The organism is Solwaraspora sp. WMMD791, from assembly GCF_029581195.1.
Classification (GTDB): Bacteria; Actinomycetota; Actinomycetes; order Mycobacteriales; family Micromonosporaceae; genus Micromonospora_E.
Genome location: NZ_CP120737.1, coordinates 5,121,206 through 5,135,460, shown reverse-complemented (window position 1 = coordinate 5,135,460; position 14,255 = coordinate 5,121,206). Strand labels below are relative to the sequence as shown.

Sequence of the window (14,255 nt, the reverse complement as noted above, 5' to 3'; positions counted from 1 at the left end):
CCTTGATGCCGAACAAAACGCAACGTAGCCACCGACGAGAACCCAGCACCATCCGTCGCAAGCCGTTCCGGCCCATTTTTGGCACGACGCGGCGGGTTGGGCACCCGCGCCAGCGGCCTACGCCGCGTTCTCCTCGACCTCCGGGCCGAACCGCCACGTCCATTCGAGGCGGTGGGCGCCGAACGGCTGACGGGTGCCCTTGCCGGCCCGCAACAGTTTGATGTCGGCCACGATGCGGATGATCTCCCGCTTCACCGCCACCTCGTCACCCAGCTCGGCCCACTTCCGCGCCGCGTGTTCCCCGATCATCCCGCGCAGCACCGGCGGGATACCGGCTTCCTGCGCCCGTGCCTCGTGCTCGGCGATCTGCGCCGTCAGGCCTTTCTCGGCGCGGGCATAGGCGATTGCGGACACCTCGCCTTCCTCACCCAGCTTGCGCCAGTCCTCCAACTCCGCGCGCAGCCGGGCGGCCTCGGCGCGGGCGTGCGCGGCCTGCTCGTCCCCGCCGGACAGGGCCGACAGCATCTCTCCGGTCTCCGGCAATGACAGCCAGGCCACGACGACCCGTTGGACGTACTCGTCCAGGAGCTCCGCTTTCACAGCGGCGCACCGCCTCCGCAGGCAGGAGTACACCCGCCCCTCCCAACCGTGGCGGCTGACCTGGTGGGACGAGACCGGACTACCGCACACCCCGCAGCGGACGATGTAGGACAGCAGGTGGACGGCCCGTCCGGCACGGGTGGTCGTCCGGGACGGGTCCTCCAGCAGGCGGACGCACGCCCAGTAGAGGTCCTCGTCCACCAGCGCGGGCCAGATGCCGTCCCCAATCACCTCGCCCCGGAACACCCGCTTACCGATGTAGGCCGGGTTCATCACGTGCTTGCGGATAATCCCCCGCCGCCACGTCGACCCCTGCGGCGACGGGATGCCCTTGGCGTTCAACTCGTCCTCGATCGTGATCAGCGGAACCCCGGCAGCCACCTTCGTGAAGTTGTCCCGCACCACCCCGGCGTGGCTGTACTCGGTCACCGTCCCGTCCACCGCCACCGCCGTGCGGATCTCGGTGTCCGGCTCCTGCCGCACCAATGCCTTCGTCCGCTGGTCGTAGATCCGCCGATAGCCGTAGGTCACCTTCCCGTGTGGACGGCCCGCCTCCGCCGCGCCGACGACGCCGCGCAACACGTTGTCGCGGATCGAGTCGGCCAACCACTCCGCCTGGACGGCCTGGAAGCCGAGCATCATCCGGTCGTTCTTGTCCCGCAGATCGAACAGCACCCCGCCGACCAGCCAGAAGTTCAGGCCGACCTCGGTGCACATGTCCCGGATCTTCACGTACACCGCGAGGTCACGTTCCCGCCGGGAGATCTCCCAGATCACCAGCACGTCGCCCTTGCCCGAGCGGATCCGCTCGATCAACAACTCGAACTGCTCGCGCTCCCTCGTGGCGTGCCGGCTCGCCGACCGGTGGTTGTCGGTGAACGACCCGGCGTCGGTCCACGACCGCTTCGTAATCTCGGCAAGGTTGATCTTGCCCTGGTCGCCGACGCTCTTGCCCTGTTCCTTCTTGTCCTGACTGGCCCGCTGGTACCGCAACGCCCGCACCTCCGCGCCGCCAGCCAACAACGCGTCCTTGCTGTCGAACCGAGCCCGGTTCCCAGCCCGCGATCCCCGCCGTACCATCGGATCGTCCCCTGTTCAATCGATGCCCCTAGCTGCTAACATCGACCTTAGCAGCTAACGACCCTTGGGAGTGCCGACCGAGCAGCCGAGGGCTTCGGCGGTCTCGACCAGGCTCAGGTCCTCCCAGTACCGCAGCACCAGCGCGGCCCGCTGCCGCTTCGGCACCTTGGCGAGCGCCCACATGATCAGCATCCGTTGCTCCGGAGCGGGCGGCGACTCAGCCAGCGGTTCGGGAGGTGCGCTGGTCAGCCGTTCCAGCTTGCGCCACAGCCTGCGCCGCTCGTTCAGATAGGTACGGGTGACGATCTTCCGTACGTAGGCGTTGATGGGCTCGGTCCGGTCGACCCGCTCCCACGCCAGGTACAGGCGGACGAACGCCGCCTGCGCCAGGTCCTCCGCCTCGTGCCAGTCGCCGCAGAGCAGGTACGCGGTGAAGCGCACCTGCTCTGCGTGGGTGGCGACGTACTCGCTGAACCCGGCGTCCAATTCATGCGAACCGTTCGTCAACGGCAGCACTTCTCCTCAGGAACAGGGGGACCTGCGACGGACCCGGTGCGATGGTCCCCCGACTCGGACCTGACCGGCTACTTGGCGGGAACTGCCGTCGGTGCCGCTGGGACCGGCTCCGCAACCGGCGGTGGTGACACCTCCACCGCCGGGACTGGAGAGGCGGTCGGCGCAATCGGTACGTCCTCGGCCGGCGGCGGCGTGGCCGGAATCGCCGGCTGAGGTGACACGTCCTCCGCCGGCGCGGCCGTCGGCGCGATCGGTACGTCCCGCGCCGGCTCATCCTCCGCCGGCGGAGCCGGCACCGCCGGGACCGGACTCTCAGCCGGCGGGGCAGACACCGCAGGAGCCGGTGCGGCCGTGACAGTCGGCCGTGGCTGCGGCTCGGATGACTCGGAGGACATCGCGGCGATCGCCGGCACCGCGTAGACCAGGGCGGCAGCGACCCCTAGCAACGCGAACACGACAGGCTTCTTCGACAAAACGGCCTCCTTGGCGGTCGGACCGGCGGCTGCCGGCCCCTTTCCACCCCTTCCCACACGGCTGCGCGGCGGGAGGTTGCACGCCGCGCCGGAATCGTCGTCGCGCGGGAACCGCAACCTCGAAGACGTCGACTGCGGCGCGACGGCCGTAGCGTGGCGGCGTGCGCGTGTACGACATGGTGGTGCGCGAACGGCAGGCGCTCGCCGGGACCCTCGGCCGGCTCACCCCCGACCAGCTCCGTACGCCGAGTCTGTGCGCCGGATGGACCATCCACGACATCGCCGCGCACCTGACCACCTACCTCAGATTTGGTCAGCTCAAGCTCTACCTGGGGATCGTCGCCACCGCCGCCGACATCGACCGGATCAACGTGACGCTCACCCGCTGGGCCGCCCGGCGACCGATCGGCGAACTCGTCGAGACGTTGCACCGGCGGGCCGGGGCACGCACCACGATTCCCCGTTCCGGCTTCGACCCGGTGCTCACCGACGCCGTACTGCACGACCTGGACATCCGCCGGCCGTTGGGCATCCCCCGGGACGCGCCCGAGGAGTCCCGCTGGGTGGCCTTCCACCATCTGGCACACCATCCGGCCCTGGGTTACTCGCGTGGGCCGCAGCTGCGCGGGCTGGAGCTGGTCGCCACCGACGCCGGGTGGCGGATCGGGCAGGGGGCCCCGGTACACGGCCCGGCGGAGGCGCTGCTGCTGACCATGAGTGGCCGCGACGCCGGCTGGGACGAGCTCGACGGCGACGGCGTACCGGTCCTGCGTGCCCGGGTCCTCGGTGACCGGCCCAAGTTCCATCCGGTCCGCCGGCTGGCGATGGCCGGCCAGGTCCTGATCGATCCGCCGCCGGCGGACCGGCGGACCCGGGCGGCGGTCGCGCCGCCGCTCACCCCTGGCTGAACCGCGCCAACGGCTCGACCAGTTCGCGTTCCTCGTACGACAGGTGCGACAGCAGGGTGTCGGTCAGCAGGTCGACGGCGGCCTGCACCTCGCCGATCCGGTCCGGTTCGCTGACCAGGGCGACCAACGCCCGGTCGACCCGCTCCAGCACGTCGTGGATCACGTGGTGCTCCTCGGTGAGCCGGTCGACCACCGGCGCCAGGGCGGGGTCGGCGCGGCGCAGCTGCGGCAGCATGCTGATGTCCTCGATGGTGTGGTGGGTGGTGACCACCCGGCAGTACGACTCGCAGTAGGCGCCGAGCGTCCAGTTGTTCTGCCGCATCGTCATCGTGTTGATGTGGGCGCGGGCGCCGCCGGCGCTGATGGCGCCAGCGGCGACCTGGCTGATCAGGTCCCGCACCGTCCGCAACTCGCTGCGCAGATGATCGTGTACGTCGATCAGGTGCTGGCCGGCGGCCCGCTGGGCGGGGCTGTACCGCAGGGTCGGGTCGGGCGCGGGCGCGGTCGGCCGGGTCGACTCGTCCCAGAGGCGCTCGTCGCTGAGCCGTACCCCGTCGTCCGGGGTCGGGGTGATCCCGGCGGCGGCCGCAGCCGCCGACGCGGCCGAGCTGCTCACGGCCGGGGCAGGGCTGCCCACGGCCGGAGTCGGGCTGCTCGCAGCGGGCGGAACCACCGCGACCGCTGAATCGTCCGCGGCGGCCGGGGCCGGACTGCTCGCCGCCGGGGCAGCGGCGGCGGACCGGCCGGCGGCGACCAGGTCGCGCACCGCCGGGGCCACCTCGGCGGCGAACCGCCGGATCATGTCCGGGTCGTCGCTGGTCAGGATGTATCCGCTGACGCCGTCCCGCAGGGTCAGCTCGGCCAACTGCTCGGCCCAGTCCGCCGGCGACCCGGTGAGGAAGTCACTGCCCCGGCCGAAGGATCCGGCGATGTTGTAGAGCCGGCGGACAGCGGCCGGGTCGCGGCCGGCGTCGTGGGCCGCGTCGTCGATCACCGCGTTCATCGCCGGCAGTTGCTCCGGCGGCGCGTACGGGCTGCTCGGCAGCCAGCCGTCGGCGAGCCGGCCGGTGACGGTCAGCATCCGCTTCTTGTACGCGCCCAGCCAGATGCCGATGTCGTGGGCGGGTGCCGGCCCGGGATGGACGCCCCGGACCCGGTGGTGGGTGCCGTCGACCTTCACCGATCCGCCGTCGACCGCCCAGATCCCCCGGATGATCGCGATGGCCTCCTCCAGCGCCTGGACGCTCTGCCCGGGGGTGAGCCGGCCGCCGCCCATCGCGGCGATGGCGTCCCAGAACGCGCCCGCGCCCAGGCCCAGCTCGACCCGGCCGCCGGTCAGCAGGTCCAGGGTGGCCGCGCTGCGGGCCAGTACGGCGGGTTGCCGCAACGGCAGATTCGCCACGTTCGGCGCGACCCGGACCCGGGTGGTGCGGGCGGCGATCACCGACAGCAGCGTCCAGGTGTCCAGGAACCGGGCCTGGTACGGATGGTCCTGCACGGTCACCAGGTCGAGGCCGACCTCCTCGGTGAGCTGGGCCAGCGCCACCACCTGGTCGGCCTGTGCGGCGACCGGTGTGACGAACGTACCGAACAGCAGATCGTGCCCGTAGTCGGTCATTTTCTCGCCCCCTCGATCCGCGACAGGATCGTCCTGCGGAACGGTCCACGCGGCCGGGACCTGCCCGACAGTGGCCAAGATCACCCGTCGGCCGATCACCAGCAGACTGATCACCAGTCGGCGTCAGCCGAGGAGCAGCGACACCGCGAGGACCACCATCACCACGGCGATCGACGCGTCCAGCACCCGCCACGCGACCGAGCGGGCGAGCAGCGGGGCCAACCAGCGGGCACCGAGACCCAGCCCGACGAACCACAGCAGGCTCGCCGCCGCCGCCCCGGTGCCGAACGCCCACCGGCTCGGATACTGCTGGGCGACCGCGCCGACCAGCACCACCGTGTCCAGGTAGACGTGCGGGTTGAGCAGCGTGAACGCCAGGCAGGTCAGCAGCGTGGCGCGCAGCGTCGCCGGCGGCCGGTCCAGTGGGGTGAGGTCGCCGGGCCGCAGGGCGCGCCGGGCGGCGAGCGCCGCGTAGCCGAACAGGAACGCCGCGCCGCCCCAGCGTACGGCCGTCAGGATCGCGGGGGCCGCGGTCAGCACCGCGCCGAGGCCGGCGATGCCGGCGGCCATCAGCACCGCGTCGGTCGCCGCGCAGGTCAACACGACCGGCAGTACGTGTTCGCGGCGCAGCCCTTGGCGCAGCACGAACGCGTTCTGCGCCCCGATGGCGACGATCAACGCGAGGGAGAGGCCGAACCCGGCGAACACGGAACCCATGTGGCGAACGCTAGGGCGACGAGCTCCTGCACTCCAGCTAAAGTTTCTTGCGTACGGTGAATTCTGCTTACGTTGGGGCTGCTCATGCCGCTCGACCCGGTCCAGCTCGCGACCTTCCAGGCAGTCGTGGCGCACGGCAGCTTCGACACGGCCGCCCAGGTCCTGCACGTCACACCGTCGGCGGTCAGCCAGCGCATCAAGGCGCTGGAGCAGGTCGTCGGACAGGTCCTCGTCCAGCGGACCCGACCGTGCGTGCCGACCGCCGCCGGGCTGCCCCTGGTCCGCCTCGGCGGTCAGATCGCGCTCCTCGAGCACGAGGCACTGCGCGCCGCACGCGGCGTACTCGACGGCCCGTCCCGCACCCGGGTGGCCGTCGTCGTCAACGCCGATTCCCTCGCCGGATGGTTCCTGCCGGTCCTCACCGCCCTGCCCGACGTGATCTTCGAGGTGCACACCGACGACGAGGGGCACACCGCGCAGCTGCTGCGCGCCGGGACGGTGATGGCCGCAGTCACCACCGAACGAGTCGCCGTGCAGGGCTGCCGGGTGCACCGGCTCGGCGCGATGCGCTACCTCGCCGTCGCCGCGCCCGACCGGTACCCGGTGTGGTTCGCCGACGGCGACCTCGCCACCGCGTTCGCGACCGCCCCGATGCTCCGGTTCAACCGCAAGGACACCCTGCAGCACCGCTTCGTCCGCGCCGTCACCGGCCGCGACGCTACCGGCCACGACGTCGACCAGACCGCGCCCTTCGACCCGCCGACGCACGCCGTGCCGGCGTCGGCCAGTTTCACCGAGGCGATCCGGCTCGGCCTCGGCTGGGGCCTCGTACCCGAGGACATCGCCCGGGCCGACGTCGCCGCCGGTCGACTCGTCGAGGTCGCCGCCGGCCACCACATCGACGTGCCGTTGTACTGGCAGTACTGGCGTCTGGAGTCGACAGTGCTGTCGGCGCTGACGGAGGCGGTCCGGGCCGCCGCCGGCACCGCACTCCACTGACCAGCCGCTACGGCTACGAAATCGAACGCCCGGCGGTCCGTGACGGACCTGCCGGGCGTTCGGTAAGCAGGGTGTCCGCCCTGCTCAAGTGGCGGTGGCGGCGGGATTTGAACCCGCGGAGGGCGTGAACCCTCACACGCTTTCGAGGCGTGCTCCTTAGGCCACTCGGACACACCACCGCCGAGAAGGGTACCCGACGAGCGGTGGCGACGTCGCGGCGGTATCCGCCCGCACCGGAGCGGTCCCGACCCCACCTGGCAGGATCATGGACATGAGCACGCACATCGGAGCCAGCCCCGGCGACATCGCCGAGCGGGTCCTCATGCCGGGTGACCCGCTACGCGCCAAGTGGATCGCCGAGAACTTCCTCACGGACGCCACCTGCTACTCGACCGTACGGGGCATGTTCGGCTTCACCGGCACCTACGCCGGCACGCCGGTCTCCGTCCAGGGGTCCGGCATGGGCATGCCGTCGGCGTCGATCTACGCCCACGAGTTGATCAACGACTACGGGGTGAAGACCCTGATCCGGGTCGGCTCCTGCGGCGCGCTCACCGACGACCTGCAGCTACGGGACGTGATCGCGGCGAACGGCTCGGCCACCGACTCGAACATGAACCGGGTGCGGTTCGCCGGCCTGGTCGACTACGCCCCGGTGGCCGACTTCGGGTTGCTGCGTACGGCGGTCGACGTGGCGGCCCGGCACGGCGTCGCGATGCGGGTCGGTCCGGTGCTCGCCGCCGACGCCTTCTACACCGACCGGCCGGACCTGTACGACACCCTCGCCGACTACGGGGTCCTGGCGGTCGAGATGGAGTCGGCCGCGCTGTACACCATCGCCGCCCGGTTCCGGGCCCGCGCGCTGACCATTCTCACGGTCAGCGACCACATCCGGACCGGCGACAAGACCAGCGCCGAGGACCGCGAGCAGACCTTCAGCGAAATGGTACGGATCGCACTCGACACCGTCGTCGCCTGAGCGTCGCCGCCGTCGCCGACCCAGGTACGCCGCCGCCTGAGGTACGCCTCTGAGGTACGCCGCCGCCCGCTCGCGGGCACCCGTACGTCAGCGGAAGAACGTCCGCAGCGCGGCGGCGCACTCGTCGGCGAGGATCCCGCCGTACACCGCCGGCCGGTGGTTGACCCGCCGGTCCCGGACCACGTCCCACAGGGAGCCGAGCGCCCCGGTCTTCGGCTCCCACGCGCCGAAGACCACGGTGGCGACCCGGGCCAGCACCAGCGCCCCGGCGCACATCGTGCACGGCTCCAGGGTGACCACCAGGGTGCAGCCGTCGAGCCGCCATTCGCCGCGTCGGGCGGCGGCCCGCCGCAGCGCGAGGATCTCGGCGTGGGCGGTCGGGTCGCCGGTCAGTTCACGTTCGTTGCGGCCGGTCGCCAGCTCGGTGCCGTCGGCGTCGTAGACGACCGCCCCGACGGGCACATCGGCCGCCCCGACCGGCGGCGGTTCGGCAGCGGCGACCGCCAGCGCCCGCCGCATCCACCGCTCGTGCTGCGGGTCGCGGTGGCGTCGCGCGGCCGGCACGGTGCTCCCCGGGCCGGTCACGCCTCGCGCAGTTCCTCGATCTCGTCGCCACAGCCGAGGGTCTGGCAGACCTCGGCGGTCACGTCGGCCGGCAGCATTCCGTCCCGGGAGCAGAGCGCCAACAGCCGGCGCGCGGACACCCCGAGGTCGGCGAGCAGGTCGGCGTCACCGACCGGCTCCGCGTCCGGGTCGGCGACCGGCTCCTCGTCGTCCTCCTCGTCGGCCAGGGCATCCACGTCGTCGTCGAAGTCGGTCAGCGGGTCACCGGCGTACCCGCCGGCACCGCCACCGGGCGACGGGGCCGCGCCACCGGCGACCGTGCCCCCGCTGGCGGCGGCACCGACCACGACCGGTTCCAGATCGACCTCGACGGCAGGTGTCCGGATGTCGCCGATCAGCAGGGCCCCGAGCCGGGACTCGTCGGCGAACGCGGCGTCCGAGCTGAAGATCCGTAGGTCCTCGCCCTCGTCGAGACGCAGGATCACGAGGTAGCTGTCGTCCGATTCGACGAACAGCAGTGACACCTCGGCGTCCGGGTCGACCTCGCGGAGCCGGTCGACCACTTCGTCGATGTCGGCGACCCCGCCGAGGTCCAGTTCGGCACCTGACCAACCGGCCGGGCCGCGTACGGCAGCGGCAGCGAAGTAGGGCACGGTCCCCCCAATGGTCCCTGCGGTGACCTTCCGGCGTCGCTCGCCGCCGTCAGGTAACCGCCGAATCAGTCGTCAGGATGACGGTATCGGGTCAGGTCGGTCGTTGAACCCACAACGCCCCGAACACCCCTGACGTGCAGGGACGGGTGTGCGACAGCGGTCGCGGAAGTCAGTTGACCAGTCGGCGTGCGACGATCAGCTCGCGCAGCTGCTGATCCCGCACCCGGCGGGGGCGCTCCCGGTCGCGGGCGATCTTCGCGCCGGCGAGTTCGGCGAGGATCTGCAAACGACGGCGGTGCCGCTGCGGGTCGAGCCGATGCCCAGTGTTGGCCATGCCGCCGAGCGTGCCGACCGGTACGGCATTCGTCAAGCCCGCAATTCGGCCGCCCGGATCACCACAGCGGCCAACTGCCGGTGGCGGCCCAGTGAGTGGCGATCGCCACAGTTGCGATGCTCCAGCCCGCCGACGTCGCCAGGGCGACACCGGTGGCGACGCCCCGGTCACCGATCCATGCCAGCAGGACCGCGACACCCCAGGCGACCGCCCCGCCGGCCAGCGTCGTCAGGGCGTAGCTGCGCAGATCCGTGCCGAGCAGCCCGGTCAGCAGCAGCCAGAGGGCGGTGGCGAGGGCGCCGGCGGCGATGGCGCCCGGCCGCACCGGATGCGGCTCCCGGTACGTCGGCCGTGGTGGCGGCGCCGGCGGAAGAGGCGGCGGCCAGTGCGGCGACGGCCAGTTGATCGGGTGGTCCCGCATCCGCCTCGCTCCTTCGTCCGCCCGCCGCTGAGGACCCGGCGTCCTGCCGAGCGCCGGCTGCCCTGTCGACAAGCGTACCGACGACGGCTGCCCGGCCGACCCCGACGGCGATGTGGCAGAGTCACCGCGTGCGTCTGGCGGTGATCGGGTTGGGGCTCATCGGCGGCTCCGCGCTGCGCGCGTTCGCTGCGGCCGGCCATCGGGTGTTCGGCTACGACGCCGACCCGGCCACCCGCGCGACCGCCCGGACCGCGGCGGCCCGGGCCGCGACCGGGGCCCGATGGCAGGTGTCACCCACGGTGCGGGACGCGGTCACCGACGCCGACCTGGTGCTGCTGGCGGTGCCGTTGCCCGCGCTGGGCCAGGTGCTCGACCAGGTCGCGGCGGTCGGCTACACCGGGCTGGTCACCGACGTGACGTCGGTCAAGGAGCCGGTACGCCAGCTCGTCGACCGGCACCTGCACCGGCTGCACGACCGGACGGCCGGTTTCGTCGGCGGTCACCCGATGGCCGGCCGGGAGACCTCCGGATTCACCGCCGCCGACCCGGAGCTGTTCGCCGGCTGCTCCTGGGTGCTCTGCCTGGAACCTCAGGTCACCGCGATCGACGACTGGTTGACCGTCGCGGCGGCGGTCACCGGGCTCGGCGCCCGGGTCGTGCCGGCCACCGCAGGTGAGCACGACCGGGCGGTCGCCGCCATCAGTCACGTACCGCATCTGCTGGCCTCGGCGCTGGCCGCCACCGCCGTGACCGACCCGCTGGCCTGGTCGCTGGCGGCGGGTTCCTTCCGCGACGGCACCCGGGTCGCCGCCAGCCGCCCCGAGCTGGTCGCGGCGATGTGCGGTGGCAACGCGGCGGCCGTCCGGTCGGCGTTGGACGAGGTGCTGGCGGCGTTGTCGGTGGCGCGGGCGGCGTTGGACGCCGCCGAGCCGATCCCGGCGCTGGTGCCGTGGCTGTCTACGGGCAACGCGGCGCGCACCGACTGGCCGCCGACCCCGGGGCGTCCGTTGGAGCTGCCGGCTCAGCCGGACGCCCTGCTGCGGCTGGGTCGCGCCGGCGGTTGGGTGAGCGCGGTCGCCGCAGACCGCCGTACGGTGACCGCGGTCCGGCCGGCGCCGGCCGAGCCGGCGGACTGACGAGCCGACCGCCCCGACCGCCGCGGACCTGCCTCTGAGCGCTGTCGGGCAGGCGGACCGACGCGCCTGTCCGGGTGGGCGGGTGCGGCGCGGTCAGATCCGCTCGCCGCGATCCAGCCGGATCACCCGCTGGTCGGTGACGATGGCGGTGACCAGGTCGGCCGGGGTCACGTCGAACGCGGGGTTGACCGCCTCGGTGCCGGGCGGGGTGGTCCGGGCCGTGGCGAAGCCGACGACCTCGGCCGAGCCCCGGTCCTCGATCTCCACCTCCGCCCCGGTCGCGGTCGCGACATCCACCGTGGACTCGGGTGCGACCACGATGAAGGGCAGTCCGGCCCGGCGGGCACCGAGCGCGTGCGCGTACGTACCGATCTTGTTGATCGTGTCGCCGTTGGCGCAGATCCGGTCGGCGCCGACGATCACCGCGTCGATCAGCCCCCGGGCCATCAGGAACGGGCCGGCCCCGTCGACCGCCACCCGGAAGTCGACCCCGGCCCGGCCCAGCTCCCACGCGGTCAGCCGGGCGCCCTGCAGCAACGGTCGGGTCTCGCTGGCGACGACCGCGCCGAGCGCACCCCGTCGGTGCAGTTCGGTGACGACCCCGAGGGCGGTGCCACCGACCACGGTCGCCAGCGCCCCGGTGTTGCAGTGGGTCAGCAGTCGGGGTCGGTCACCGCAGAGCTCGCCGAGCAGGTCGGCACCGGCGCGGGCCATCGCGGCCGAGGCTGCCTCCTCCTCGGCCATCAGCGCGGTCGCCTCGGCCAGCACGGCGTCGCGGCCGTCGGGGATCCGGGCTGCCGCCCGGTCGACGCCCCGGGCCAGATTGACCGCGGTGGGCCGGGCCGACCGAAGCCGGGCGACGGCGTCGGCGAGGTCCTCCGACGCGTCGGCGTGCAGCCGGGCGGCGAGCGCCACACCGAGCGCGCCGGCCACACCGATCGCCGGCGCGCCCCGTACCGCCAACGACCGGATCGCCTCGATCACTTCATCCACCGTGGATAGTCGCCGGACGATGGTGTTGTCCGGCAACGCGGTCTGGTCGATGATCTCGACGGCGTCGCCGACCCAGTCGATGGTCCGCATGCCGTCGACCCTATCGCCGCCGCGCTGTGGGCACCCGCAGATTCGACCGTGGGTAGCCCGGCGGACACCCGCCGGGTTCGCCGCGCACGGTCGGTCCGTACCGCCTAGGGTGGCCGGTGTGAGCACTGCCCGGGACCCGGTCGCCGACCTGCGTCGCATCGCGTTCCTGCTGGAACGCGCCAACGAGGCCACCTACCGGGTACGGGCGTTCCGCTCCGCCGCCGGTGCGCTCGCCGCCCTGGGCGCCGACGAGGTCGCCGACCGGGCCGCCGCCGGCACCCTGACCGAGCTGGCCGGGGTCGGTGAGGTCACGGCCCGCTGCGTCGCCGAGTCGCTGGCCGGTGAGGAGCCGGTCTACCTGCGGCGGCTGCTGGCCACCGAGGGCACCGACCTGGACGCGGCGGCGAGCGCGCTGCGGGCCGCGCTGCGCGGCGACTGCCACACCCATTCGGACTGGTCCGACGGGGGCTCGCCGATCGAGGAGATGGCGTTGGCCGCGGTCGAACTCGGCCACGAGTACCTGGCGCTGACCGACCACTCCCCCCGGCTGACCGTCGCCCGGGGCCTGACGGCCGCGCGGCTGCGCCGCCAACTCGACCACGTCGCGGCGGTGAACGCGGCGCTGCCGGCCGGATTCCGGATCCTCACCGGGATCGAGGTCGACATCCTGCCGGACGGTTCCCTCGACCAGTCCGACGAACTGCTCGACCAGCTGGACGTGGTGGTCGGCTCGGTGCACGCGAACCTGCGCGACGACCGGGCGCGAATGACCCGGCGGATGCTGGCGGCGGTGGCCAACCCCCGGCTGGACATCCTCGGCCACTGCACCGGCCGGATGGTCACCGACCGGCCGGCCGGGGTGACCGGACCCGGCGACCGGGGGCACCGGGCCCGGTCACGGCCGCCGAGCGACTTCGACGCGGCGGCGGTCTTCGCCGCCTGCGCCGAGCACGGCAAGGCAGTGGAGATCAACTCCCGGCCGGAGCGGCAGGACCCGCCGAAACGGCTGATCCGGCTAGCGGTGGAGACCGGTTGCCTGTTCGCCGTCAACACCGACGCGCACGCTCCCGGGCAGCTCGACTGGCAACGGTTCGGCTGCGCCCGGGCGGTGCTCTGCGGAGTCGAGCCCGACCGGGTCGTCAACACCTGGCCGGTGCGCCGGCTGCTCGACTGGACCGCCGGACATCAGCCGGCGGCCGCCTGAGAGCAGACGCGGCCGGGCACCCTGGGCCAGCGCCACCCCGGCCAGGACGACCATCGCGCCGACCGGCTGGTGCCAGGTCAGCCGCTCGTCGAGGACCAGCACGCCCACCGCCACCGCGACCAGCGGGACCAGGTAGGTGACGGTGGCCGCCGTACTCGCCCCGACCAGGCGGATGTTGCGCATGTTGATCACGAACGCCACCCCGGTGCCGAGCGCGCCGAGCACCAGCACGCTCCCGACGACCTGCGGGGACAGCTGCGTCGGCGCGGGTGGGGCGCCGGCCACCAACGGGGCGACGACCATCAGCTGAACGGTGGCGAGCAGCAACTGCGCGGCGGTCAGCGCGACACCGGTCTCGGGCCGACCGGCGACGAACCGCTTCTGGTACGGGATGGCGAAGCCGTAGCAGGCCGCCGCGCCGAGACACATCAGCTGCCCGGTGAGCTGCGCACCACCCACCCCCTGCCAGACACCGAGCACCACCAGGACCCCGACGAAACCCAGCGCGGTGCCGGCCAGCCGACGGACGGTCAACCGCTCGGTACGGAACACCAGCACCGCGAACGGCAGCACGATCAGCGGTGTGGTGGCGTTCCAGATGCCGGCGAGCAACGACGGGATCCGCTGCTCGCCGTACCCGAACAGGGTGAACGGCAGTGCGACGCCGACCGCCGCGACGACCGTCAGGTGCAGCCACAGCCGCAGGTCGCGGGGCAACCGGTCACCGGTGACCACCAGCACGACCAGCAGCGTCGCCGCGCCGGCGGCGACCCGGCCCAGGGTCACGTACAGCGGATGCAGCTCGGCCACGCCGACCTTGATGAACAGGAAGCTGGATCCCCAGACGACCGCGAGCAGGACGAACCCGGGTAGCCAGCGGGCCGGCCGGGGGCCGGCTCCGCCCAGGTCAGGGCCGATGGGGGTCTGCACCCCTGACACTCTGCCCTGCGGGTACGACACCGGCGACCAC

14 protein-coding genes, 1 tRNA gene and 1 pseudogene are annotated in these 14,255 nt (G+C 72.8%); 5 read left to right on the top strand and 11 right to left on the bottom strand.

Annotated elements, in window-relative coordinates:
* Window positions 1-117: 117 nt before the first annotated feature.
* Both O7623_RS22870 and O7623_RS22865 read right to left on the bottom strand, forming a co-directional pair.
* The gene (locus O7623_RS22870) at window positions 118-1,620 is read right to left on the bottom strand and encodes a recombinase family protein (RefSeq protein WP_282225061.1); all 1,503 of its coding nucleotides are present in this window, start codon (window positions 1,618-1,620) and stop codon (window positions 118-120) included.
* Between the two features lie 114 nt (window positions 1,621-1,734).
* Window positions 1,735-2,187 carry a SigE family RNA polymerase sigma factor gene (locus tag O7623_RS22865; RefSeq protein WP_282225060.1) on the bottom strand — a complete coding sequence of 151 codons (453 nt, stop codon included), beginning with the start codon at window positions 2,185-2,187 and terminating at the stop codon, window positions 1,735-1,737.
* A 643-nt stretch (window positions 2,188-2,830) separates the two neighbouring features.
* Between O7623_RS22865 and O7623_RS22860 the strand changes: the two genes are divergently transcribed.
* Window positions 2,831-3,577, top strand: a complete 747-nt coding sequence (locus tag O7623_RS22860; protein ID WP_282225059.1) for a maleylpyruvate isomerase family mycothiol-dependent enzyme — start codon at window positions 2,831-2,833, stop codon at window positions 3,575-3,577.
* On the opposite strand, the gene O7623_RS22855 is transcribed toward O7623_RS22860, so the two are convergent.
* Together O7623_RS22855 and O7623_RS22850 are read right to left on the bottom strand one after the other, a co-directional pair.
* Window positions 3,564-5,195, bottom strand: coding sequence for an LLM class flavin-dependent oxidoreductase (locus tag O7623_RS22855; protein ID WP_282225058.1), 1,632 nt, complete (start codon window positions 5,193-5,195; stop codon window positions 3,564-3,566). The two genes, O7623_RS22860 and O7623_RS22855, sit on opposite strands and share 14 nt — an antisense overlap.
* 123 nt (window positions 5,196-5,318) lie before the next feature.
* Window positions 5,319-5,912 (bottom strand): LysE/ArgO family amino acid transporter, encoded by a 594-nt coding sequence (locus O7623_RS22850; RefSeq protein WP_282225057.1) that lies wholly within the window; start codon window positions 5,910-5,912, stop codon window positions 5,319-5,321.
* Window positions 5,913-5,996: 84 nt separating this feature from the next.
* On the opposite strand from O7623_RS22850, the gene O7623_RS22845 reads away from it, so the two are divergent.
* The gene (locus O7623_RS22845; protein WP_282225056.1) at window positions 5,997-6,911 is read left to right on the top strand and encodes a LysR family transcriptional regulator ArgP; all 915 of its coding nucleotides are present in this window, start codon (window positions 5,997-5,999) and stop codon (window positions 6,909-6,911) included.
* An 89-nt stretch (window positions 6,912-7,000) separates the two neighbouring features.
* Here the strand turns inward: O7623_RS22845 and O7623_RS22840 are convergent.
* Window positions 7,001-7,090 (bottom strand) — tRNA-Ser (locus O7623_RS22840).
* Between the two features lie 92 nt (window positions 7,091-7,182).
* Here O7623_RS22840 and deoD point away from each other — a divergent pair.
* The gene (deoD, locus tag O7623_RS22835) at window positions 7,183-7,890 is read left to right on the top strand and encodes a purine-nucleoside phosphorylase (protein ID WP_282225055.1); all 708 of its coding nucleotides are present in this window, start codon (window positions 7,183-7,185) and stop codon (window positions 7,888-7,890) included.
* 87 nt (window positions 7,891-7,977) lie between these two features.
* Here deoD and O7623_RS22830 read toward each other — a convergent pair whose 3' ends face one another.
* The 4 genes from O7623_RS22830 to O7623_RS22815 all read right to left on the bottom strand — a co-directional run bounded on the left by O7623_RS22830 (window position 7,978) and on the right by O7623_RS22815 (window position 9,862).
* Window positions 7,978-8,475 (bottom strand): nucleoside deaminase, encoded by a 498-nt coding sequence (locus O7623_RS22830; protein WP_282225054.1) that lies wholly within the window; start codon window positions 8,473-8,475, stop codon window positions 7,978-7,980.
* On the bottom strand, window positions 8,472-9,107 hold the full coding sequence (locus O7623_RS22825) for a tRNA adenosine deaminase-associated protein (RefSeq protein ID WP_282225053.1): 636 nt from the start codon (window positions 9,105-9,107) through the stop codon (window positions 8,472-8,474). Before O7623_RS22825 ends, O7623_RS22830 begins: the two co-directional genes overlap by 4 nt.
* A gap of 169 nt (window positions 9,108-9,276) precedes the next feature.
* Complete coding sequence (locus O7623_RS22820) at window positions 9,277-9,441, bottom strand: hypothetical protein (protein ID WP_282225052.1); 165 nt, start codon at window positions 9,439-9,441, stop codon at window positions 9,277-9,279.
* 58 nt (window positions 9,442-9,499) lie between these two features.
* Entirely contained in the window at window positions 9,500-9,862 is a 363-nt protein-coding gene (locus O7623_RS22815; RefSeq protein WP_282225051.1) for a hypothetical protein, read from the bottom strand.
* 128 nt (window positions 9,863-9,990) lie between these two features.
* Here O7623_RS22815 and O7623_RS22810 point away from each other — a divergent pair, with 128 nt between their 5' ends.
* Window positions 9,991-10,998: a prephenate dehydrogenase/arogenate dehydrogenase family protein gene (locus O7623_RS22810; protein ID WP_282225050.1), complete on the top strand. Its 1,008-nt coding sequence runs from the start codon at window positions 9,991-9,993 to the stop codon at window positions 10,996-10,998.
* A 93-nt stretch (window positions 10,999-11,091) separates the two neighbouring features.
* On the opposite strand, the gene mtnA is transcribed toward O7623_RS22810, so the two are convergent.
* The gene (gene mtnA, locus O7623_RS22805) at window positions 11,092-12,081 is read right to left on the bottom strand and encodes an S-methyl-5-thioribose-1-phosphate isomerase (RefSeq protein ID WP_282225049.1); all 990 of its coding nucleotides are present in this window, start codon (window positions 12,079-12,081) and stop codon (window positions 11,092-11,094) included.
* 109 nt (window positions 12,082-12,190) lie between these two features.
* On the opposite strand from mtnA, the gene O7623_RS22800 reads away from it, so the two are divergent.
* Window positions 12,191-13,285: a PHP domain-containing protein gene (locus O7623_RS22800; protein WP_282225048.1), complete on the top strand. Its 1,095-nt coding sequence runs from the start codon at window positions 12,191-12,193 to the stop codon at window positions 13,283-13,285.
* An 18-nt stretch (window positions 13,286-13,303) separates the two neighbouring features.
* Here the strand turns inward: O7623_RS22800 and O7623_RS22795 are convergent.
* Window positions 13,304-14,215, bottom strand: a pseudogene (locus tag O7623_RS22795) (DMT family transporter); the annotation flags it as partial.
* Window positions 14,216-14,255 lie beyond the last annotated feature (40 nt).

Bases quoted from the DNA above. Each gene is read 5' to 3' on its own strand.
- O7623_RS22855 (WP_282225058.1), bottom strand. From the start codon at position 5,195: ATGACCGACTACGGGCACGATCTGCTGTTCGGTACGTTCGTCACACCG.
- O7623_RS22850 (WP_282225057.1), bottom strand. From the start codon at position 5,912: ATGGGTTCCGTGTTCGCCGGGTTCGGCCTCTCCCTCGCGTTGATCGTC.
- O7623_RS22845 (WP_282225056.1), top strand. From the start codon at position 5,997: ATGCCGCTCGACCCGGTCCAGCTCGCGACCTTCCAGGCAGTCGTGGCG.
- deoD (WP_282225055.1), top strand. From the start codon at position 7,183: ATGAGCACGCACATCGGAGCCAGCCCCGGCGACATCGCCGAGCGGGTC.
- O7623_RS22820 (WP_282225052.1), bottom strand. From the start codon at position 9,441: ATGGCCAACACTGGGCATCGGCTCGACCCGCAGCGGCACCGCCGTCGT.
- O7623_RS22815 (WP_282225051.1), bottom strand. From the start codon at position 9,862: ATGCGGGACCACCCGATCAACTGGCCGTCGCCGCACTGGCCGCCGCCT.
- mtnA (WP_282225049.1), bottom strand. From the start codon at position 12,081: ATGCGGACCATCGACTGGGTCGGCGACGCCGTCGAGATCATCGACCAG.